The organism is Komagataeibacter medellinensis NBRC 3288 (assembly GCF_000182745.2).
Lineage (GTDB): Bacteria > Pseudomonadota > Alphaproteobacteria > Acetobacterales > Acetobacteraceae > Komagataeibacter > Komagataeibacter medellinensis.
In genome coordinates, this window is record NC_016027.1 from 1,530,456 (window position 1) to 1,553,187 (window position 22,732).

A 22,732-nucleotide genomic window follows, 5' to 3' on the forward strand; every position below is an offset into this window, starting at 1 on the left:
CGGTGCACTACAAACAGACATGGCGGGACAGCCACCGGCCACCCCGCCATGCTTTCTCCATACAGAGGCCCGCAGGACTAGCCCGCCGGGGCCGTAGTACCCACGCCATCATCTCCCTTTGCCACGGGCAACGGTGCCACGGGGGCTGAAGGGGCCGAAGGCGGCACGGACGGGCGACGATTTTCCGGCATCGGGTCATCCACCACCACGCGCTCGATCTTCTCACCGCGCAGCACCTGCCGGATTTCCTCACCGGTCAGGGTTTCATATTCCAGCAGGGCGGAACCAAGCCTGTGCAACTGGTCAATATGATCAAGCAGCAGGGTCCGGGCGCGGTCATAGGCAGCATCAATCAGCTTGCGGACCTCGTTATCGATCTCGCGTGCCGTCTCTTCAGACACATTCTTGTTCTGCGTCACACTATGGCCAAGGAAAACTTCCTGCCCGTTACCACCATAGGCAACCATGCCCAGCTTTTCGCTCATGCCCCATTCGGTCACCATGCGGCGGGCCACATCGGTCGCCATCTTGATGTCACCCGAAGCACCAGTAGACACGTTATCTGGACCAAAGATGATTTCTTCCGCCGCACGCCCACCCATGGCCAGCGTCAGTTTGCCGATGCACCACGACCGGCTTTCAGAATAACGGTCCTTCTCCGGCAGGCTCATCACCATACCCAGCGCACGGCCGCGTGGAATGATGGTAGCCTTGTGCACCGGGTCGGAACCAGGGGTCAGGATACCTACCAGCGCATGACCACCTTCATGATAGGCGGTCATCTTCTTTTCATCCTCGGTCATGACAAGCGACCGGCGTTCGGCCCCCATCATCACCTTGTCCTTGGCGTTCTCGAACTCCAGCATGGCAACCGTGCGCTTGCCAAGGCGGGCAGCCATCAGGGCCGCTTCGTTGACAAGGTTGGCCAGATCCGCACCCGAGAAACCGGGGGTGCCACGGGCAATGACCTTGGGGTCCACGTCAGATGCCAGCGGCACCTTACGCATATGCACGCGCAGGATCTTCTCCCGGCCCGCCACATCGGGGTTGGGCACCACAACCTGCCGGTCGAAGCGGCCAGGCCGCAGCAGGGCGGGGTCAAGCACGTCGGGGCGGTTGGTCGCGGCAATCAGGATCACGCCCTCATTGCTGTCAAAACCGTCCATCTCGACCAGCATCTGGTTCAGGGTCTGCTCGCGCTCGTCATTGCCGCCGCCCAGACCCGCGCCACGATGGCGGCCAACAGCATCGATTTCGTCAATGAAGATGATGCAGGGAGCGGCCTTCTTGCCCTGTTCAAACATGTCACGGACACGCGATGCACCCACGCCTACGAACATTTCCACGAAGTCGGAGCCGGAAATGGTAAAGAACGGGACATTCGCCTCACCCGCAATGGCACGGGCCAGCAACGTCTTGCCCGTGCCGGGGGGGCCGACAAGCAGCACACCCTTGGGAATCTTGCCACCCAGACGGGTAAACTTCTGCGGATCGCGCAGGAAGTCCACGATTTCCTGCAATTCACTCTTGGCTTCATCAATGCCCGCCACGTCATCAAACGTCACGCGGCCCTGCTTTTCGGTCAGCATGCGTGCACGCGACTTGCCAAAGCCCATAGCGCGCCCGCCACCGGACTGCATCTGACGCATGATGAAGATCCACGCACCCACCATGAGCAACAGCGGCGCATAGTTGATCAGGTAGCGCAGGAAGGGATTGGTATCGTTCTCAAGCGGTTTGGCCGCGACTTCGATCCCCTTTTCCGTCAGGCGGGGGATCAGGGTCGGATCCTGCGGCGCATAGGTGTCGAACGATGTGCCATCGGTCAGCGTGCCGGTAATGTTGTGTTCCTGCACGACAACAGAGCGCACATGGCCGCTGTTCACGTCCCCGATGAAATCGGAATATGCCAGTTGCTGCGATGCGTGCTGCACGCTTCCCGGCTGGAAAACGTTAAACAGCAGCAGCAACAGGACGATGATGATAACCCACAGGGCCAGGTTGCGGCCGAAATTGTTCATCTTGCCTACTGTTCCATCCGCTGGCCCTTCCGCCATCGCCCCGGATCAGGCGGATGAGCAGACGCCACGTTCACTAAGTTCTATCATACATAGGACGATCAAGGGATATTCACACCCCCATCCATTACCTTTTATGACACCCGGCCCACCAGATTGCCCTGAGTCCCCCCGAACAGCATCCCCGGCAGCATGGGTTGGGGAGGATGGTTTGCAAAAACCGCATCCGCCGCCCAGTCCATCCTGCATACGCCCATATGGGGCACGGCAACCACCTGCCCCCCCAGCCACAGCGCGGGAAGCGTGCGCAGCACGCGCGCGGGCCATGCAGGCCTTCCCCACGCGCGTGGCCACCATGCCGCCACGGGGCCTGCTGCCCCGACCTCACACCCGGGGGGCAGGGTACGGGCACGTAGTACGAACCGCCGGTCCCATACACATCCCACTACTGCGGGCATGCGTGGCGCCATGGCCGCTTCCTCGCGTGCTACAAGCCACTGTCCTTCACGCCATTGCATGAGTGCAACGCCTGCCAGCGTTGCGGGTTGTGCGGCATGGGCAAGTAAAGTGATCCGCGCACGGTCAGGGGGATAGTCATGCCCCCCCACAACCCGAACCAGACCCGACAGCACCCGGGGGGGCGCCAGCCCTGCGGGAAGCACCACCCACCCACCGGGGTGAAAACGGGCATGGATGGCCAGCCAGCCTGCATCCGCCCGGTCACGCGCCATGCGGGCCTGCCCCGCGCGCAGGGCCTGTGTCTTCAGCGCGGCATCAAGTTCGCCATCCTGCGCCAATGCCTGCCGCGCGCGAGCCCGTTCAGTGCGCAGGTCCGCGTTAGAGGGGTCTTCCACCCATGCTACACCCGCCGCACGCACCGTGGCGTAAAGGGCAGGCTTGGTAAAGGGCAGCAGAGGCCGGACAATCCGCACATCCAGCATGGGGGTGGCCAGCGCCATACCCGCCAACCCATCATCCCCGCTAGCGGCCCGTCTGCGCATCATGACTGTTTCGGCCTGGTCGCCCGCATGATGGGCCACCAGCAGGTCCAGCGCCCCGATTTCGCGGCAAGCGGCAAAGAGGGCCGCGTAACGCATGCGCCTGGCACGTTCGGCCATGCGGGTGCCGCGTTCCAGCCCCGCCAGCACCAGCAGGTGTGCGGACATGCCCAGAGCGGACAGGCGGCTTATGGTCTGTTCCGCCTCCCGCCGGGATTCGGCACGCAGGCCATGATCAACCACAAGCCCGACCACGTCTGGCCGCCACTGCCGGGCCAGAACCGCCAGCGCCATGCTGTCCGCCCCACCCGAAACTGCAACCGCAACCGGCACGCCTGCACCCGGCCATGGACCAAGGGCTGCCATGACAGGGCCGAAATGCCTCAGACCCAGCGGTTCATCCGGGCCGGACGGCGGCGTCGCCACTCAGTTGCTGCACTTGGCGCGCTTGCGATAGACCTGTTCGGCCGACTTGATACGCGGCGCGGGTACGGGAAACTCGCTGGCCAGCTTGTCCAGCGCCTGGCAGGCAGATGCCTTGTCATTGAGCGCCACAAGCGTTGCTGCAACCCCCAGCAGGGCGCTAGGTGCCTTTGCGCCATGGGGTGCACGGTTATAAGCATCGTAATAGGCAAGGGCTGACTGACGGTACTGCTTCTGGCCCGCCAGCGACTGGGCAAGCAGATACTGCGCATCAACCTGTTTGGCCGATTTGGGGCCGGAGAGCACCTGCTGCGCATCGGTCTGCGCGGTTGCAAAATCCTGCTGCATCAGCGCATCGTTACCGGCCTTGAGCAGGTCGTCCGCGCTGCGTTTCACTGCCGGGGCGGCAGGAGTTGCAGCGGTGGCGGCTGCGGCAGTTGCAGCAGTTGCTGGCACTCCCCCACCCGCGCCACCATGGCCATGCTGCATGGCGAAGTTCATGTCTTCGATCTGCTTGTTCATGGCAGCATTCTGCTGCTGGACCTGATTGTTTAACTGATCAATCTGGCCGCGCATGTCGCGCGTTTCCTGCTCAAGCGTATTGACACGGTCGAGCAGTTGCAGGGTCAGGTTATTATTGTCATCGGCCCGTGCCGTACCAAGGCCGGCCAGCGCGATACCGCCCGCCAGCATGCCCATCCTGCCCCATCGACACGACCGGAAGGCAACCGAAAGGAAACCCGACATTACAGACCGCATGAACCAAACCCCTTATGATGACAACACCTGCCTACCTGAAACAAAACCGGCCGAGCGATGAACGCCCGGCCGGTTCCATACTACCACGCCTGAGAAAGCGGCGGCAGGGACTTACTGTACCGCCGTGATAGCGTTACGGTTCTGGGCCCAGGAGGACTCGTCGTCACCAACAGCAGTCGGACGGTCCTTGCCATAGGAGATGGTGGTCATGCGCGAAGCATTAACACCCTTCGCCACCAGGTAATCATGTGCGGCGTTCGCACGGCGCTCACCCAGTGCGATGTTGTATTCTTCCGTGCCACGGTCATCGCAGTTGCCGGCGATCTGCACGTGTACCTGCGGGTACTTGGCCAGCCATGCGGCCTGCTTGTCGAGAGCAGCCTTTGAATCGCTCGACAGCGTGCTCTGGTTCAGCGCGAACAGAACGCGGTCGCCCGCCGTTGCCACCAGATCAGCCTCGCTACCCGGCGCGGGGCCGACCTGCTGCTGCGTGGCTGCGCCCGTGTTCGCGTTCTTGTCTGCATGATCGGAACAGGCGGCGAGGAAAAGGGCCATGCCGGCCGCACCAAGAAGCTTTAGTTTCATTACTTTTGATCCTGGATCGGTTTCTTTGATCGAAACCAGTTGTTGAATTTCCGGATTTAAATATGGAACGGTCCCGAGTCTCGTTGCGCCCTGCCAAACAAACTGTAAAACAGAAACTCGCGATCGCTGGAAACCGGCACTAGCATAGACGGAAAAGCCCGCTTTCGTCAATGTTGGACAAACACATACCGGCCATCCGTCCAGAACGGGGATCCCGGCATACTATCTGCCCAACATATTGATATTTATTACTTATTTAGCGGCGACCATGTCGGGTCGGACGCACTGCCCGCCGGGAGCGCGCGCTCATGGAAGCCGGTGATATCAATTGTGCTGATACCTGTTGCAAATCCGGCACCACCACTCCCCGAAGCACTCTGGCGGCAGAAGGCCAGAACGCGGCCATTGGGGCAGAAAGTCGGGCTTTCCACAGTAAAGCCCTGCGTCAGTATCCGCTCTCCCGTTCCGTCCGGCGCCATGACACCCAGCGAGAAACTACCATTGGCGATGCGTGAGAACGCGATCAGGTCCCCGCGCGGCGACCAGACGGGCGATCCGTACTGCCCATGGCCATAGGAGATCCGCTTTGCCTCCCCGCCTGCTGCGCTCATGACATAAAGCTGAGGCGAACCACCACGGTCGGAGTTGAAGACGATCTGTGACCCGTCGGGGCTGAAGGACGGACTGGTGTCAATCGCACCTGATGCCGTCAACTGCCGCCGCGACATGCTGGCAAGGTCCACCAGGTAGATATCGGACCCGCCACCACGCGTGACCGACAGGATGACTGACCGCCCATCGGGAGAGAAACGGGGGGCAAACGAAATACCGGAAAAATCGCCAAGCAGGCGTTGCTGCCCGGTATTGAGGTTGAACAGGTAAACACGCGGCCTGTAGTTGGCATATGACATGAATGCCAGTTCACTATTGGCCGGATTGAAGCGCGGGGTCAGGGTCAGCCACTGACCGTTGGTCAGGTAACGGCTGTCCGCCCCGTCCTGGTCCATAATGGCAAGCCGCGTGGTCTGGTGTGCGCGCGGGCCAGAACGCGCGATATAGGCAATGCGGGAGTTGAAGTAGCCCTGCTCGCCCAACATGCGGCTATAGATCACATCGGCGATCACATGCGCGATGCGGCGCCAGTCCTGTGCCGCAGCGGTATAGGCCGTGCCCTGGATCTGCTTGCCCACCAGCACATCCCACAGGCGGAATTCCACCCGAAGTGAACCGCCCTGGTCAATGACCTTGCCAGTCACGGCGGCGCGTGCGCCCATGGACTTGTAGGAAGCAAAATCTGGCGCGCCCTGCGGCATGCTGGCACTGATGGGGCGGAACAGCCCGCAATTGCCCAGATCGGCCGAGATCACATCGGTAATCTGCTGGGCAACTCCGCTGCCAAGTGAGGGCAGGACAATGGGAATGGGTGCCGTCCGGGCCTGGTCCACCGTAATCTCGGCCTCACCTGCGGCCTGCGCGTGGGCGGAACCCGCTGCGAACAGCGGTGTGGCCAGCAGACCACCGGCCACGCCCGCACCCATGAAACCACGCCGGCTGAATGCTGCTGCCAGGCGTGCTGCATCATCATCGGGAATCAGTGGCTTTACGCTTCTTGACGTCATCTTCCTCTCCTCGCCTTCGTCCGCTGCATATCAGGGACGGAATACGAATTTCAGTTGTCTGGTCTGACCCAACAGGTTCTGCGGAATGGGCAGCTTGGCACAGGTGGGGCTGAGCACCGCATCACGCGCGCGTTCCGCCAGCGCACGGTATGACGGGTCCGCGTCCATCTGCGCCTGTGTCTGCGGTGCGAATTCCACCAGTCGCGCCGTGCCGGTCTCATCCACGGTTACGACCAGATGCGCCACGAACTGGGCATAATTGCGCGCGGCCGTATCTTCAGAATAACAGCGGCGTACGGCACTGCCGATCGCCTTCTGCTGGGTTGATGTCAGGGCACTGGTAATATCCCCATCCGGCGTGCCGCCGCCATCGGGCGCGCCACCCTGCACGGGGTTGGCGCGGGCCTTGGGCGGGTGGGTCTGCTTCTGGTCCGCACGGAAGGAATCCAGTGTCGCCAGCAGGGAATGCGTGTCCGGGACATGCTTCTTCGCCTCATTGGGCTGGGTCGTGCTTGAGTGTTCCTGCACCTTGGGCGCAGCCGTGGGGTCCGGCTGAGCCGAAGGGGGCACCGGGGCATGCGCCTGCGCGGGGGCTGCCTTGGCCGGCGTGGGCGGCAGCTTGACCGCATCGGGCGAAGGCTGCTGCTCACGCGGCGGCGTTGGCGCATCGGGCACCGGCTTGGGTGCCTGCTGCGGCGGCGGCATGGGCGGCGGAGGCGGCGGCGGGGGCGCCGCTTCCTCGTTGGGGGTCTTTTCGGGCGGCGTGGGTGCCGGCGGCGCTTCCTGCTTTACCGGCGCAGGTGCGGGTGCCGGTTTGGGCGCGGGTTTATCGCCCTTGTGCGGGGTGGATGTGCCGGTATCGGCAGCGAATTCCATCTCGACCGTAGGCGGCGGTGGCGGTTCAGGAGGAACCGGCACCGGCAGCCTGAGCAGCACGGTCAGCAGCAGAGCCACATGCAGGCCGCCCGATACCAGGACGGAACGCCGCATGAGGATACGTTCAGAGCGACGCGGTGGCACCACGATTAGACGGCTCCCGATATGCGGTTCAGGTCAGTGGCCGCCGCCGGGCGGCTGCTGTGCAAGAAGGGCTACATGCGTGAACCCGCCAGCCGTGATCTGCCCCATGACCTGCATGACGCGGCCATAATCGATATGGGAATCACCGCGCACGAAGATGCGGTGCTCACGGTCATTCTGGGCAGCCGCCTTCAACTGGTCCACCAACTGGTCCTGCGAGACGGGGTCATCACCAAGGTACAGGTCGCCATTGGACCGGATGGAGACGGTGATGGGCTTGGTATCGGTATTGACCGGCGCCGCATCGGTCTTGGGCAGGTCCACGTTCACGCCGCTTGTCATCATCGGTGCCGTCACCATGAAAATGATGAGCAGCACCAACATCACGTCAACCAGCGGGGTGACGTTGATTTCCGCCATGGGCCGCCGCTTGCGCCGCCGCCCACGCAGATCGCCCAGGCTTGCCCCCATGCTCACGCACCCCTTTCTTCGGACTGGCGTGACAGGATGGCCGCGAACTCGGTGCCGAAGGCATCCAGCCGGTCCTCGAACACGCCCATGCTGTTGCTGATCACGTTATAGGCGATCACCGCCGGAATGGCCGTGACCAGGCCGATGGCGGTTGCGAACAGGGCTTCCGAAATACCAGGAGCCACAACCGACAGGTTGGTATTATGCATCGCCGCGATCGAGCCGAAGGCGTGCATGATGCCCCATACCGTGCCAAACAGGCCGATGAAGGGAGCCACCGGCCCGATGGTCGCCAGAAAGATGATCCACCGGTTCAGCCGGTCCATCTCACGCGTGATGGTGATGGCCATGGCGCGGTTGACGCGGTCCTGCACCCCCCCATGCACAAGGTCGATACCGGATATGCGCGATGAACGCCGCCATTCACCCATGGCCGCGCCAAATACCGCAGCCATAGGGTGCACAGGCTTCGCCCCATCCGATTCGTACAGATCTTCCAGGCTGCCACCCGCCCAGAACCGCTCCTCAAAATCATTAGCCAGCCGGTTGACCCGACGAACGGTCGTGAATTTGTCGAAAATGATTGCCCATACAATCACACTACAGGTCACAAGGCCGATCATCACCAGCTTCACGACAATGGATGCATGCATGAACAATGCCCACATCGACAGATCGCCTGCTGCAGCCCCTAGATTTGCCGCATTAACCGCTTGGTCCAAATATGCCTCCTGCCCACCTTGACCGTTCGCTCAAACACGAAGATTGCCCATTTAGCAAGTCACGGCCAACCTGCTTTCCGCACAGCCTTGCATCACGGTCAACCCATGACACGAAAAGACCCTGCACAACGCATGACTTGGTGGTGTTTACGCGATCAGTGCACGTAACAGATCACGCCAAGGCGGCGGAAATCGGGCAGCGCGCCCATCTGTTGCGCGCACGCAGGCCAGACGGACATCAAGCGTGCCACATCCTGTTCCCGCTGCGTCTCCCACCTTGTGAAATTCCTGCCACAGCCGACAGCTTGCCGCCCCCAGTTCGGTCAGGCGAGTCGTAACGCGCACGATGTCATCCAGCCGCAACGGCGCGCGGTAGTCGATGATGGCCTGCCTGACCACGAAGGCCAGCCCGTAATCAGCCAGCAGATCGGAAGCCGATCGCCCCTGCGCGCGGATGGCCTCGGTGCGCGCCCGCTCGGCCAGCCCCAGGTAGCGGGCGTGATAGACCACGCCCCCCGCATCCGTATCCTCGTAATAGATGCGGAAGTCGATATTATGTTGCACCATCGGTTCAATCCCCCAGCAGGTCGCCCTGTCCGGGCGTACGGGCGGGGGGTTGAAGGCCCAGATGCCGCCACCCCCTCTCGCCCAGCATGCGCCCCCGGCTTGTCCGCAGCACAAGCCCTTCCTGGATCAGGTACGGCTCGATCACGTCTTCCAGCGTATCACGGGCTTCAGCCAGGGCGGCAGCCAGCGTTTCCACCCCCACCGGACCACCGTGGTGGAATTCGGCAATGCGGCGCAAGTAGCGGCGGTCCATGCTGTCCAGCCCCATCGAATCGACTTCCAGCCGGGAGAGTGCGGCATCGGCCAGCACCCGGTCCACCGGCCCGCGCCCTGCGCGCGCCACGGCGGCAAAATCGCGTACCCGGCGCAACAGCCTGCCTGCGATACGTGGTGTCCCGCGGGAGCGGCGGGCGATTTCCTCCGCCCCTTCCGGTGTCAGGTCGAATTCCAGCTTGCGCGCACCCCGGGTCACAATCTGGCACAACTCTTCCGGCGTATAGAACACTAACCGCAGCGGAATGCCGAACCGGTCACGCAGCGGGGTAGCCAGCAGGCCCGCGCGCGTGGTGGCCGCCACTAGCGTGAAGGGAGAGAGGTCGATCCGCACGGAACGCGCGGCTGGCCCTTCACCAATAATCAGGTCGAGCTGGAAATCCTCCATCGCCGGGTAGAGCACTTCCTCAATAGCAGGGTGCAGGCGGTGGATCTCATCAATGAACAGCACGTCGCGCGGCTGGAGGTTGGTCAGGATCGCGGCAAGATCACCCGCACGCTGGATGACCGGCCCGGATGTGGCGCGAAAGCCTACGCCAAGTTCACGCGCCACGATCTGGGCCAGCGTGGTCTTGCCCAGGCCCGGCGGCCCGTGCAACAGCACATGGTCAAGCGCATCGCCACGCTGACGGGCTGCGGCGATGAAGATGGCAAGGTTTTCACGGCTGGCCTTCTGGCCGGTAAAATCATCGAGCGTCTGGGGTCGCAGCGTGCCTTCGTTGCCGTCTTCTTCACTCCTGCGGGCGTCGATCTCGCGTTCTGGCAGTTCACTCATCGAGCCAGTTCCTTCAGCGCGTCACGGATCACGACATCAAGGTCTACCTTGCCTTCATGCCGCTCAATCACCCGTTCCACCACCGACAGCGCCTCCCCGCGCCTGAAGCCAAGGCCAGACAGCGCAAGCAGCGCATCCGCCGCAATGCTGTGCGGCGTGGGCATGGTAATGGTCACACCCGCCACGCCTGCCCCCGCTGCCACGCCGGTGGGCATACCTTCGCACTTGTCACGCAGTTCAGTCACGATTCGCTGGGCCAGTCGCGCACCCACGCCGCCTGCGCGGGTCAGCATGGCCTTGTCACCCGACCCGATGGCCACCATGAGTTCAGGCGGCGGCAAAACCGACAGGATGGCCAGCGCCACTTTGGCTCCCACGCCCTGCACCGTGGTCAGCAGACGGAACCATGAGCGTTCCGATGGCTCGGCAAAGCCGTACAGCAGGATCGCGTCCTCGCGCACCACGGTTTCCACCAGTACCAAAGCCAGTTCCGGCGGCTGGGGCAGTACCGCCAGCGTGCGGCTGGATGCCTGCACAAGATAGCCCACACCGCTTACGTCAATCACGCAGCGGTCGGCTTCCACCTGCGCCAGCAGGCCGCGCAACTGTGCGATCATGCCATTCTCGTGGCGCGGGCAATGTGGGCGGCACTGGTGCGATGATGGGCATGGCAGATGGCCACGGCCAGCGCATCCGCCGCATCGGCGCGCTTGAGCAGGGCGGTAGGCAGGATCCGGCGGACCATCATGCTGACCTGTTCCTTTGTCGCGGCCCCTGTGCCCACCACCGCGCGCTTGACCGTTTTTGCCCCGTATTCGGACACGGGAATATCCAGCAGCATCGGCACCAGCAGCCCCACGCCACGAGCATAGCCCAGCTTGAGCGTGGCAGCCCCGTTACGGTTGACGTAGGTTTCCTCCACCGCGGCTTCATCGGGGGCAAAGCTGCGGGCCAGTTCCAGCAGCGCATCATGCAGGTGGCGCAGCCGTTCGGGCACGCTGAGTGCCGAGTCGGTTGCAATCACCCCATCGGCCACATGGGCCAGACGGTTGCCCTGCGCGGTAATGACCCCCCAGCCGGTAAAACGCAGGCCGGGGTCAATGCCCAGGATGCGGACCATCGACCCGCTCAGGCCGAAAGCTTTTCGGCCACGTCATCCGGCAGGTCGAAATTGGCATACACGGCCTGCACGTCGTCATGGTCTTCCAGCGTGTCGATCAGCTTGAACACGCTCCGCGCCTTGTCCTCGTCCAGTTCGACCGTATTGCCCGGCCGCCAGTCCAGCTTGGCCGAGGCTGGTTCGCCAAAACGGGTTTCCAGCGCATCACGCACGGCAAAGAAGGACTCAACCGGGCAGGTCACTTCATGCATGCCGTCCACAGTCTCGACATTCTCGGCACCGGCTTCCAGACCTGCCTCAATCAGGTCGTCCTCGCTGGCCGCATCAAGCGGATAGGCAATCACGCCCAGCCGGGTGAACATGAAGGAAACCGAATTGGTCTCCCCCAGCGAGCCGCCATGCTTGGAAAACGCTGCGCGTACATCGGATGCCGTGCGGTTGCGGTTGTCGGTCAACCCTTCCACGATCACGGCTACACCGGCGGGGCCGTAGCCTTCGTACCGGACCTCGGTATAATCATCACCGCCGCCAGCACCCGATGCCTTCTTGATCGCGCGCTCGACCGTATCCTTGGGCATGTTGACTTCACGCGCGGCGGAAATGGCGGCACGCAGGCGCGGGTTCATGGCCGGGTCAGGCATGCCTTCGCGCGCGGCCACGGTAATTTCACGAATGACCTTGGCAAACTGCTTGGCCCGCTTGGCGTCCTGCGCGCCCTTGCGGTGCATGATGTTCTTGAACTGGGAATGACCCGCCATCGTTCGTCCCTGAATCCTGTATCGTCTGTTATTCTTGCCTGTCTGCCAAGGGCAGGCTGGTCAGACCAGCCGCCCGTGGCAGTGCTTGTATTTCTTGCCCGACCCGCACGGGCAGGCGGCATTGCGCGAGACCTCGCCCCAGCTTGACGGGTCATCGGGCATGATCGCGGCCCCTCCGATTGGCGTTGCCATGGCCGGGTCCGGCTGGCGGCCCGTGGCATCGGGCATCAGGCCCGGACCGGGCTCGTTCTCCAGCCCCGGCACCTCGGGGTCGGAATGGATCTCGGCCACACCGGCGAAGGGGTTGTCGATGGGCGGGGGCGCCATTTCCACCCGCGCCATGGTACCGGTCACGCGTACGCGCAGGTGATCGAGCATGGCGTGGAACAGTTCAAATGCCTCGTGCTTGAACTCGTTCAGCGGGTCCTTCTGGCCATAGGCGCGCAGGCCGATGCCCTGACGCAGTTGGTCCAGCGCCAGCAGGTGTTCCTTCCACACCGCATCAAACGTGGTGAGCAGCACCTGCTTTTCAACATAACGCATGACAGAGGGGCCAAAATTGGCCGCCCGGCTGGCCTGCGACTGCGCCGCCGCCTGCTCGATCCGTTCGGTCACGACGCCCGCGTCCACGCCATCTTCCTTCGCCCATTCCGCGATGGGCAAGGACAGGTTGAGCGTTGTCTGCACATCCTGCGCCAGTTCATCCTTCAGCCACTGCTCGGGGAAGGATTTTTCCGGGATGCGGCGGGCCACCATATCGTGGATCACATCCTCGCGCATTTCGGCGACGATGGGTGAGACATCTTCCGATGCCATGTATTCCCGGCGCTGGGCATAGACTTCCTTGCGCTGGTCATTCATCACGTCATCGTATTTGAGCGTGTTCTTGCGCATGTCGAAGTTGCGGGCCTCGACCTTTTTCTGCGCACGCTCAAGTGCCTTGTTGATCCAGGGATGGACGATGGCCTCCCCTTCCTTCAGGCCCAGCTTCTGCAGCATGTTGCCCATGCGGTCGGTGCCGAAGATACGCATAAGATCATCTTCAAGAGAGATGAAGAAGCGCGAATTGCCCGGATCGCCCTGACGGCCCGCACGGCCGCGCAACTGGTTGTCGATGCGGCGGCTTTCATGCCGCTCGGTGCCGATCACATACAGGCCGCCCGCCTCGCGCACGGTCTTGTGATCAACCGCCACCTTCTCACGCAGTTCCACCTCGCGTCGGGCGCGTTCATCCGGGTCTTCTATGCCGGCAAGGCGCTGGTGGATCAGCATGTCCACATTGCCGCCCAGCTTGATGTCAGTGCCGCGCCCGGCCATGTTGGTAGCGATGGTAATGGCACCCGGCGCACCCGCCTGGGCCACAATCTCGGCCTCCAGTTCATGGAATCGGGCATTGAGCACGTTGTGCTGGATGCCGTTGTTGCGCAGGAGCGAGGAGAGGTATTCGCTCTTCTCGATCGAGGTGGTGCCCACCAGAACCGGCTGGCCGGATGTAGCGCTGATCTCCTTGATCAGGGCGGCCACAGCCTCGTATTTCTCGCGCGCGGTCAGGTAAACCTCATCATCATCATCCTTGCGGGCGACGGGAAGGTTGGTCGGGATCTCGATGACTTCGAGCTTATAGATATCGGCAAACTCGTCTGCTTCCGTCATGGCCGTGCCGGTCATGCCCGACAGGCGGGGGTACATACGGAAGTAGTTCTGGAACGTGATGGAGGCCAGGGTCTGATTTTCCTGCTGGACCTCGACATGTTCCTTGGCTTCCAGCGCCTGGTGCAGGCCATCGGAATAGCGGCGGCCTTCCATCATGCGGCCAGTGAACTCGTCGATGATGACCACCTTGCCGCCACGCACAATGTAATCCACATCGCGCGTGAACAACGTATGGGCACGCAGTGACTGCTGCACATGGTGGATCACCGCCACGTTCTGGCTGTCATACAGGCCGCCATCATGCAGCACGCCGGCTGTGCGCAGCAGGTCTTCCACCTGTTCCGCGCCTTTTTCCGTCAGGATGACGGAGCGGAACTTTTCGTCCTTTTCATACGCTTGCGGGTCTACCACCAGTGCGGTCATCACTTCATCGACCGAGCGGTAAAGGCTGGAACTGTCCTCCGCCGGGCCAGAAATGATGAGCGGGGTGCGTGCTTCGTCGATCAGGATCGAATCGACCTCATCCACGATCGCGTGGTGGAAGGGACGCTGGACCATGTCTTCCACGCGATATTTCATGTTATCGCGCAGGTAGTCGAAGCCGAATTCATTGTTGGTGCCGTAGGTTATATCGGCACGGTAGGCGGCACGGCGCTCGTCCTCGGGCATGTTGGGCACGACCACGCCGACACTCAGCCCCAGGAAGCTGTACAACTGGCCCATCTGCTCGGCATCGCGGCTGGCAAGGTAGTCGTTCACGGTCACCACATGCACACCCTGGCCGGCCAGGGCACTCAGGTAGACGGCAAGGGTGGCGACAAGGGTCTTGCCCTCGCCGGTGCGCATTTCCGCAATCTTGCCATCATGCAGGACCATACCACCGATCAGCTGCACGTCGAAATGACGCATGCCCAGCACCCGCTTCGCAGCCTCACGGCAGACGGCAAAGGCTTCGGGCAGCAGCGCATCAAGCGTTTCTCCCTTGGCCAGGCGGGCACGGAATTCGGGTGTCTTGGCGGCGAGGGCCGCATCGTCCAGCGTCTGGACCTGCGGTTCGAGCGCATTGATTGCGGGTACGCGCCGCTGATAGGATTTCAGCGCCCGGTCATTGGCGGTTCCGAACAGGGCGCGGGCAATACTGGCGAACATGAAGACCTTCCCGGAATGACAGTCCCGCCCACCCGCGACAGACCGGCGGACGCGGGGCAGGCTTGGCGGATAAAATTCCCGCGCGGAAACATGAGATAGGACCCACGCCGCCACGGGTCAACCGATGGACCGCAGGGCCATGAAAGAAGCGCAAGGGGCAGCCATCTGCCATCCGGGCCTTGCAGGCGGGGCCGCCCTTCGTCATGATGCCTACCGAACGCGTTCATAACTAGGGTTTTTTGCACATGCGGACTATCAGTCCGGCAAAGGCTGTCGCAACGATGGCCCTGCTTGCTTCCTCCTTCATTATTCCTCCGGCGCTTGCGGCAGGCCCGGCACCAGCTCCGACCAAACCGGCTGCGACCGGCACGGCGGAGCAGAATCCGGTGCTCGCCAGCGTGAACGGGCAGGATATCCGCCTCAACGACGTGCGTCAGGCCATGGCCACGATGCCCGAGCAGCTGCGCAAGCTGCCGGACACCGTCATTGTCCCGATCCTGCTCAACCAGCTGGTTGACCAGCGCGCCATCCAGGTCGCCGCCGCCAAGGCCGGGCTGGACAAACAGCCCGACGTGCAGCAGCAGATGCAGCAGGCATCACAGAATGCGCTGCAGAATGCCTATCTGTCCGCCCAGGTGGCCCCCACGCTGACAGATGACGCCGTGAAGGCGTATTACGACCAGAACTACGCCAACAAGCCGGGTGCGGAAGAAGTCCACGCCCGCCACATCCTGGTCAAGACCGAGGCGGAAGCCAACGACATCATCAAGCAGCTCAAGGGCGGCGCCGATTTTGGACAGCTTGCCACCAAACTGTCCACCGATCCCGGATCGGCCAAGCAGAATGGCGGTGATCTGGGCTGGTTCAAGAAGGGCGACATGCTGCCAACCTTCTGGGATGCGGCATCGGCCATGCAGCCCAACAGCTTCAGCCAGACCCCGGTGCACACCCAGTACGGCTGGCATGTGATCCAGGTGCTGGGCAAGCGCACGGCGCCGACCCCCACGCTGGATGCCATGCGCGACCAGATCCGCCAGAAGCTGATCCAGGATGGTGTGCAGAAGGCCGTGAGTAACGCCCTGTCACAGGTCAAGGTCGTCCGCTTTGGCCCCGACGGCAAGCCGCTGCCCGAAAACCAGCCAGCCGCAGCCCACTGATCCGGGCCGCCGCCGGGTAGCCTACGGGTTACCCGGCGGCATCGGTTCCGTCTTTACCCTCCCGTCCCGCCGCACATTTCAGGATCCTGACCGACCATGGCCAAAGCCCTGCCCGTCTCCCCCCTTGCCCGGCCCCTGCCTGAACTGCCGCCACTGGCGGGCGTGCGCTTTGGCGCGACTGAGGCTGGCATCCGCTACAAGGGGCGCACCGATCTGGTCATGGCGGAATTCGCACCAGGCACGACGGTGGCAGGTGTCTATACCCGCAGCAAATGCCCCGGTGCGCCGGTGGACTGGTGCCGTGCGGCCATGGCCGACGGGCGGGCACGCGCACTGGTGGTCAATGCGGGCAACGCCAATGTCTTTACCGGCCGCGCGGGCTTTGAGGCCACACAGGCCAACGCCGCAGATGCCGCACGCCTGGTGAACTGCCCGGCAAGCGAGGTGTTCCTCGCCTCCACCGGTGTGATTGGCGAGATACTGCCTTACCAGAAGATTTCCACGGCCCTGCCCGGACTGTACGCCAAGCTGTCCGACCATGGCTGGGCGGATGCCGCGCGTGGCATCATGACCACCGATACCTTCCCCAAGGCCGCGACGCGCACCGCCCGCATTGGGGGCACCACCGTGCGTATCCAGGGCATTGCCAAGGGCAGCGGCATGATCGCACCCGACATGGCCACCATGCTGGCTTTTGTGGCAACCGATGCCAAACTGCCCGCCAGCGTGATCCAGGCGCTGCTTAATGATGGCGTCAGGCACAGCTTCAACTGCATTACGGTCGATTCCGATACCTCCACGTCCGACATGCTGCTGCTGTTTGCCACCGGGCAGGCGGCCAATGCCGAAGTGACCGAAGCCGATGCGCCGGAACTGGCGGAATTCCGCGAAGCTCTCGATTCCCTGCTGCTTGAACTGGCGCTGCTGGTCATCCGTGACGGCGAGGGCGTGACCAAAATGATGCACATCACCGTTACCGGCGCGGTATCGGACGGGTCCGCCCACAACATTGCCATGGCGGTTGCCAACTCGCCGCTGGTCAAGACGGCAGTAGCGGGAGAAGACGCCAACTGGGGCCGCGTGGTCATGGCTGTGGGCAAGTGTGGCGAACCCGCCAACCGCGATACGCTTTCGGTCAGCATAGGTGGCACCTGCATTGCACAGAATGGTACCGTGGTGACGGACTATGACGAAACGCCCGTGGTTGCCCATATGAAGGGTCAGGAAATCGAGATCGGGATTGATATCGGTCTGGCCAATGGCACCGCTCAGGCCTGGGGCTGCGACCTGACCCACGGTTATATCGACATCAACGGCTCCTACCGCAGCTAGGCCGCGCAGGGGCAGCAGGGCGCACCTGTTTTTTCCTGTTCCGTTCAGGCCGGAGCAATGGCATTGCTGTGCTGTTGAACCCCATGCCAGCCAGACAGGAACGCCCTGCATGACCAACCCGTTTTTCCGACCTGACCCAAATCCGCAGGCCGTATGGACCTATGCCGGGTTCTGGATGCGGGTCGTGGCCTACCTGATCGATTCCATCGTGCTGTGGGCGGTGTTGGCCCTGCTGGGGCTGGTGCTCGTGCCACCCAGCCTTTCTGTCTCGATCTTCGATCCGCAATCAACAGGCGGCAGCGGGGGGGATTACCGCATCTCCTACATCCACCCGGTGGATTACACGCCTGCGGATTACACGATCATCTCCACCATCCCCCACCTGCACTGGAATGGTAACGGGCTGTTCGAGATTCTCTCCCTCCTCCTGCCCGCCGCCTATTATATCCTGTGCGAAGCCTCGCGCGCGCAGGCAACGCCGGGCAAGCTTCTGTGTGGCATGCGGGTAACCGACCTGTATGGCAACCGCATTACAGTGGCCCGCGCCATGGGGCGGTATTTTGGAAAATACCTTTCCGCGTTCATCCTGGGCATCGGCTTCCTCATGGTCATGTGGACCCAGCGCAAGCAGGGCTTGCATGACATCCTGGCAGGTACATGCGTGATCCGCCGCCAGTCCCGTGCCCTGGCACCCCAGCCACCCCAGTGGGGCTGAAGTAGCAAAAAAGGGCGGCCATGCATGCAACTCTGCCGTCTTTTGTAATCTTTTACCCTGATACTGCATGATATTGCATACTTCCCGGCTGTATCAGGGCATGCCCCCGCAGGGATGCGCGTGGGCCTTTTGCCATGACCGCATAGGGAAGCCCGGAATACGCCACACCGGGTATTGCGCCATTTAAAGGAGATGAACACCGGCATGTCGGCCCATTCCATGACGACCGCCCGACCCGTCCCCAATCGTAGCGGGGGGCATGGCATGCTGAGCGTGCTGGCCGCCTTCATGCTGGCACTGCTGCCATGGACTACCACACCAGCACGCGCGGCGGACACCACACCCGCCCAGGCCACCGGGCAGGTCATGACCGCCCAGCAGGCCCAGCAGGTGCTCTCGGTCCTTAATGACCCGCAAAAGCGTGAGGAGTTCACCCACACACTCGATGCCATCGCCAAGGGGCTGCCCGCCCAGCAGGCGGCACCGACACCGACACCGACACCGACACCAGCCAAGAAGCCGGCTGCTGCGGCTGATGTGGAGCTCGAGCCCGACAGCATCAGCAGCGAAACCATGAACGAATTGACCCATATGCGCGATGTCGCGCTACAGCAGGGCGAGAACTTCATGGCGCTGTTCAAGGACCTGGCCTTTGTCGGGCGGTGGGTCCACTCCATGCTGTCCAACACGGATTCGCGCCAGATCCTGCTTGATGCGCTGACGCGCGCCAGCATCATCTTCATCGTGGCGCTGGTGGCCGAACGCGGGCTGTCGATTACCATGCGCAAGACGCTGGCCAGTGTAACCGCGCGCGCGGTAGCAACCGAATCCCGGCTTAATCAGCGCATCATGACCGAGGAGCATGAAGAGGACCAGCCTGCCCCTCCGCCCGCTTCCACCGCCGACGCCAAAGCGGAACAGCAGACCGAGCAGACCCGCCAGCAGGATGACCGCCACAAGCACGAAACGCTGCGCATCATCACGCGCATCCCCTATTCGCTGCTGCATTTCCTGATCAAGCTTCTACCAGTGGTGCTGTTCTTCGGGTTGGGTTATGGCGGTTCTGTACTGCTAACCTCGACCCACCAGGCAGAAATGGTCACGATCACACTGACCAATGCTTACGTGATTGCGCGCGTGATCTACCTGCTGCTTGAGACGGTATTCGTACCCCATTCCCCTACCATCCGCCTGTGCAGCGCATCCGATACGACGGCGCTGATGGTTACGCGGTGGTGGAACTTCCTGGTCGCGGCGCCTTCCATTGTTGTGTGCCTGTCCACGCTGGGCGGTGTATTCGCCATGCCCGCGCGCGGCACGGAAGCCATCATCCGCGCCGTGGTGCTGATCGAACACATCCTGATCGCGATCTTCATCTGGCGTATCCGCCACCATGTGGGGGCGGCGCTGCAACCCTCGGCGCGCCTGCAGCAGAAGCCATTCTGGATGTTCGTGGGCAAGATGGTCCGCTTCTGGTGGATTCCGGCCATGTTCTTCGATTTCGCACTGTGGCTGGTCTGGGCCACCCAGATCCGTGGCGGGTATGCGTGGATCCTGCGTACGCTATCGCTCACCATCGTGGTTATCCTGGGCGCGCGCCTGCTGTCTGTTCTGGCGTTCAGTGTGCAAAACAAGCTGTTTCATGTGCCCGAGGCCACGGAAAAGCGCTATCCCGGCCTGCAGGGGCGGGTTGACTATTATTACCCGATCGCACGTCGCACGCTGTCTGTGCTGCTAACATTCTTCACGATCGTGCTGCTGGCCCAGTCCTGGGGGCTGCCGGCCATCCGCTTCTTCGTGCATGGCTCGCTTGGCACCAAGATCGTGGGCGCCATGCTGACGATCATGATCGCCTACACCATCGCGATCGTGGTGTGGGAAGTGGCCAATGCCATACTGCAGAACCAGATCACCCGCTTTGAAACATCGGAACAGGCGTCGCGCGCAACCCGCTTGCGCACGGTGCTGCCGATCATCCGCACGGTTCTGCTGACCTTCATCATCATCATCGTCACCGTGACAACACTGTCGCAGATCGGCATCAACGTCGCCCCCCTGCTTACGGGTGCGGGTATCATGGGTGCCGCCATCGCCTTTGGTTCGCAAAGCCTTGTTAAAGACTTCATCACCGGCTTCTTCATGCTGGTGGAAAATGCGATGCAGGTGGGCGACTGGGTTACGGCGGGCAGTGTCGCGGGCACGGTGGAGCATCTTTCCATCCGCACCCTGCGGCTGCGTGCAGTGAACGGGGATCTGCACATCATCCCGTTCTCCTCCGTCACCTCGATCGCCAATACCTCACGCGATTACAACCTTGTGGTGGTCAGCTTCATGCTTGACCTGTCGGAAAACCCGCACCGCGTGGCAGCCATCCTGAAGGATGAACTCTCGGAACTGCGCAAGGACCCCGTGTTTGGCCCACTGATCAAGTCCGACTTCTCCTATCTGGGTCTGGAGCAGGCCGATGGCAACGGCGCCAAGTTCCTTGGCTCCATCCGTACGGCCGCTGGCGCGAAATGGAAGGTCTACCGTGAGTACTACAGCCGCCTGAGCGCGCGCATGGTGAAGGAACAGGTCAAGTTCCCCATCCCGACCTCCGTCAACCTGCTGGCCAATGGCCCCGCTGGCGCCCTGCAGATGAACATGGAGGAAAAACCCAGCGCCATCATCGCCGCGCAGGCGGCACAGCCTGATGATGCTGGCAAAAAGGATGCCGGGGCGGCACCGACCCTTCCGTCTCCGCAGGCCGGGCAGGCGACTGGCGCAACCCGTGGGAATGACCCCTCCCGTGAGTGACACGGCCCTGACGCCGCTGGCGCGGCTGGAGACGCCACTGCGCACAAATGGCTTTGCCTTCGTGCCCGCAGGCGACATGGAGCAACTGCTGGCACAGTACGGCCTATGTGGGTGGGCAAGTTTTGCGGCAAGCTGGAACCGGCTTGGTCTGGATCGCTACATGGCGGATGGCGGGCGCTACCGCCGCCGCCGCCATGCCACCTTTGCCATTGATACCGGGGGCATCCAGCGCAAAAAGCACCAGCCCCATTACCAAAGCCGGGACTACAACGAGCTCAATGGCGGGATAGAACGCTGGTTCCGCGCCATGGAGCCGGAGATAGGTACACACCCGGCACTTCTGGCCATCCTGCGCCTCATGCACCGGATCGTGACCGACATGAGCGATCCGGCCCACCTGCCCGATGTCTGGCATACCGAAGTCCACCAGTTCCGGATCGAGGCGCTGGACAACGCACCGGGCCAGCCCACGCCAGAAGGGCTGCATCGTGATGGCGTGGACTGGGTGATGGTTGTCATGATCCGGCGCGAGAACGTGATGTCTGGCGAAACCACGATCCATGACCTGCAACGCAGCCCGGTTGGTGGCTTCATGCTTGACCAGCCGCTTGATACGGCAGTGGTCAATGACAACCGTGTCTATCACGGGGTGACGGCAGTACGGCCGCTCGACCCCGCGCGCCCGGCGTACCGCGACGTACTGGTCGTGACTTTCCGCCACCAATGAAAGACATGACCCTACCGGGGCAGGTCAGGGCGTGGCGGCGCCTGTGCCTGCTGGCGGTGGGGACCATCGTGGCGGTGGGCGGCGGGCTCTACCTGTTCATCGTAATGGTGGACCCGTGGAACGTGCTGCCATTCTCCCCGCCGCTTGCACGCATACCCGTCACGTCAAATGCCCGTTACACCATGCCCGCCCTGGCACGGAACCCGCTCTTTGATTCCGTGGTGGTGGGCACCTCCACCAGCAGGTTGATGCAGCCCGCCATGCTGGACCGCGCACTGGGCGGGCATTTCCTCAACATGGCCATGAACAGCGCCAGCCCGTGGGAGCAGGAACGTGAGATGGACGCCTTCCTGCACAGTCACCGCGCTCCACGCACCGTCATGATCGGGGTTGATGCAGCCTGGTGCCACGAACGTCCCGGCAGTCTGACCACCCCCAACCGCCCTTGGCCGGAATGGATGTACGGCCACCCCGCATGGCAGGGCTACCTGCACATGGCCAGCCTGTACGCCCTGCAGGAAGCCGCCAACGAATTTTTGTGGATGACCGGACACAAGGCCCAGCGCTTTGGCACGGATGGGTATGCCAGCTTCGTGCCACCAGACAGCCAGTACGACCCCGTCCGCGTGGCCGCCATATTCGCGCACTGGGCACCGCCCAACACCGCACCAGCCCCACCCGGCATGGCGGACACGCCGCCCGCCAGCATGCGCCTGCTGGCCGCCATGCTGGAGCGCATGCCTGCCACCACACTTAAAATCGTGTGGTTCCCACCCGCATCCGCCACCCTGCACGGGCCGACCGGCAGCGTTGCCGCAGCGCGCCTGCAGGCATGCAGGCTGGGGGTAACGGCCCTTGCGGCCCGGACTCCCAATACCATCGCGCTGGATTTCAACCATGACAGCGCACTGACCCTGAACAGCGACAGTTTCTGGGACCCGCTCCATTACCGCATCCCCGTCGCCCATCGCGTGATCGCGGCGATCACCACGGCGGTGACGGGTAACGGCCAGCCCGATCCGGCGCTGGACATCCTGTACAAGCCCGCCCGGCACTAGGCTGCTGAAGACCGGGGGATACCAAAGCCATGCGCTG

20 protein-coding genes are annotated in these 22,732 nt (G+C 62.8%); 6 read left to right on the forward strand and 14 right to left on the reverse strand.

What is annotated here, in order from left to right:
- Nucleotides 1–77 precede the first annotated feature (77 nt).
- The 14 genes from ftsH to secA all read right to left on the reverse strand — a co-directional run bounded on the left by ftsH (nucleotide 78) and on the right by secA (nucleotide 14,910).
- Entirely contained in the window at nucleotides 78–2,021 is a 1,944-nt protein-coding gene (gene ftsH, locus GLX_RS07010) for an ATP-dependent zinc metalloprotease FtsH (protein WP_014105290.1), read from the reverse strand.
- Nucleotides 2,022–2,152: 131 nt separating this feature from the next.
- Nucleotides 2,153–3,382 carry a tRNA lysidine(34) synthetase TilS gene (gene tilS, locus GLX_RS07015; RefSeq protein WP_050856157.1) on the reverse strand — a complete coding sequence of 410 codons (1,230 nt, stop codon included), beginning with the start codon at nucleotides 3,380–3,382 and terminating at the stop codon, nucleotides 2,153–2,155.
- A 60-nt stretch (nucleotides 3,383–3,442) separates the two neighbouring features.
- Entirely contained in the window at nucleotides 3,443–4,198 is a 756-nt protein-coding gene (locus GLX_RS07020) for a tol-pal system YbgF family protein (RefSeq protein ID WP_014105292.1), read from the reverse strand.
- 111 nt (nucleotides 4,199–4,309) lie between these two features.
- Nucleotides 4,310–4,783 (reverse strand): peptidoglycan-associated lipoprotein Pal, encoded by a 474-nt coding sequence (pal, locus tag GLX_RS07025; RefSeq protein WP_014105293.1) that lies wholly within the window; start codon nucleotides 4,781–4,783, stop codon nucleotides 4,310–4,312.
- 248 nt (nucleotides 4,784–5,031) lie between these two features.
- Complete coding sequence (gene tolB / locus GLX_RS07030) at nucleotides 5,032–6,402, reverse strand: Tol-Pal system beta propeller repeat protein TolB (protein ID WP_014105294.1); 1,371 nt, start codon at nucleotides 6,400–6,402, stop codon at nucleotides 5,032–5,034.
- Between the two features lie 30 nt (nucleotides 6,403–6,432).
- Complete coding sequence (locus GLX_RS07035) at nucleotides 6,433–7,425, reverse strand: hypothetical protein (RefSeq protein ID WP_014105295.1); 993 nt, start codon at nucleotides 7,423–7,425, stop codon at nucleotides 6,433–6,435.
- Between the two features lie 30 nt (nucleotides 7,426–7,455).
- Nucleotides 7,456–7,893 (reverse strand): protein TolR, encoded by a 438-nt coding sequence (gene tolR / locus GLX_RS07040; protein ID WP_014105296.1) that lies wholly within the window; start codon nucleotides 7,891–7,893, stop codon nucleotides 7,456–7,458.
- 2 nt (nucleotides 7,894–7,895) lie between these two features.
- Nucleotides 7,896–8,561 carry a protein TolQ gene (gene tolQ, locus GLX_RS07045; protein ID WP_081477879.1) on the reverse strand — a complete coding sequence of 222 codons (666 nt, stop codon included), beginning with the start codon at nucleotides 8,559–8,561 and terminating at the stop codon, nucleotides 7,896–7,898.
- Nucleotides 8,562–8,762: 201 nt separating this feature from the next.
- A complete protein-coding gene (locus GLX_RS07050) occupies nucleotides 8,763–9,182 on the reverse strand; it encodes a YbgC/FadM family acyl-CoA thioesterase (protein WP_014105298.1) in 420 nt (139 codons plus the stop codon).
- 4 nt (nucleotides 9,183–9,186) lie between these two features.
- Nucleotides 9,187–10,230 (reverse strand): Holliday junction branch migration DNA helicase RuvB, encoded by a 1,044-nt coding sequence (gene ruvB / locus GLX_RS07055; protein WP_014105299.1) that lies wholly within the window; start codon nucleotides 10,228–10,230, stop codon nucleotides 9,187–9,189.
- A complete protein-coding gene (ruvA, locus tag GLX_RS07060) occupies nucleotides 10,227–10,847 on the reverse strand; it encodes a Holliday junction branch migration protein RuvA (RefSeq protein WP_014105300.1) in 621 nt (206 codons plus the stop codon). The genes ruvB and ruvA overlap by 4 nt, the downstream gene beginning before the upstream one ends.
- Nucleotides 10,844–11,350, reverse strand: a complete 507-nt coding sequence (gene ruvC / locus GLX_RS07065) for a crossover junction endodeoxyribonuclease RuvC (protein ID WP_014105301.1) — start codon at nucleotides 11,348–11,350, stop codon at nucleotides 10,844–10,846. Before ruvC ends, ruvA begins: the two co-directional genes overlap by 4 nt.
- An 8-nt stretch (nucleotides 11,351–11,358) precedes the next feature.
- The gene (locus GLX_RS07070; protein WP_014105302.1) at nucleotides 11,359–12,108 is read right to left on the reverse strand and encodes a YebC/PmpR family DNA-binding transcriptional regulator; all 750 of its coding nucleotides are present in this window, start codon (nucleotides 12,106–12,108) and stop codon (nucleotides 11,359–11,361) included.
- Between the two features lie 60 nt (nucleotides 12,109–12,168).
- Nucleotides 12,169–14,910: a preprotein translocase subunit SecA gene (secA, locus tag GLX_RS07075; RefSeq protein WP_014105303.1), complete on the reverse strand. Its 2,742-nt coding sequence runs from the start codon at nucleotides 14,908–14,910 to the stop codon at nucleotides 12,169–12,171.
- A 281-nt stretch (nucleotides 14,911–15,191) separates the two neighbouring features.
- Here secA and GLX_RS07080 point away from each other — a divergent pair, with 281 nt between their 5' ends.
- The 6 genes from GLX_RS07080 (at nucleotide 15,192) to GLX_RS07105 (ending at nucleotide 22,695) form a co-directional block, all read left to right on the forward strand.
- Nucleotides 15,192–16,067 (forward strand): peptidylprolyl isomerase, encoded by an 876-nt coding sequence (locus tag GLX_RS07080; protein ID WP_081477880.1) that lies wholly within the window; start codon nucleotides 15,192–15,194, stop codon nucleotides 16,065–16,067.
- A 96-nt stretch (nucleotides 16,068–16,163) separates the two neighbouring features.
- The gene (gene argJ, locus GLX_RS07085; RefSeq protein ID WP_014105305.1) at nucleotides 16,164–17,399 is read left to right on the forward strand and encodes a bifunctional glutamate N-acetyltransferase/amino-acid acetyltransferase ArgJ; all 1,236 of its coding nucleotides are present in this window, start codon (nucleotides 16,164–16,166) and stop codon (nucleotides 17,397–17,399) included.
- 109 nt (nucleotides 17,400–17,508) lie between these two features.
- Nucleotides 17,509–18,114, forward strand: coding sequence for an RDD family protein (locus GLX_RS07090; protein ID WP_014105306.1), 606 nt, complete (start codon nucleotides 17,509–17,511; stop codon nucleotides 18,112–18,114).
- A gap of 192 nt (nucleotides 18,115–18,306) precedes the next feature.
- The gene (locus tag GLX_RS07095) at nucleotides 18,307–20,910 is read left to right on the forward strand and encodes a mechanosensitive ion channel domain-containing protein (protein WP_014105307.1); all 2,604 of its coding nucleotides are present in this window, start codon (nucleotides 18,307–18,309) and stop codon (nucleotides 20,908–20,910) included.
- Complete coding sequence (locus GLX_RS07100; RefSeq protein ID WP_050856097.1) at nucleotides 20,891–21,637, forward strand: 2OG-Fe dioxygenase family protein; 747 nt, start codon at nucleotides 20,891–20,893, stop codon at nucleotides 21,635–21,637. Before GLX_RS07095 ends, GLX_RS07100 begins: the two co-directional genes overlap by 20 nt.
- 5 nt (nucleotides 21,638–21,642) lie before the next feature.
- Nucleotides 21,643–22,695, forward strand: a complete 1,053-nt coding sequence (locus tag GLX_RS07105; RefSeq protein WP_014105309.1) for a hypothetical protein — start codon at nucleotides 21,643–21,645, stop codon at nucleotides 22,693–22,695.
- Nucleotides 22,696–22,732: the final 37 nt, after the last annotated feature.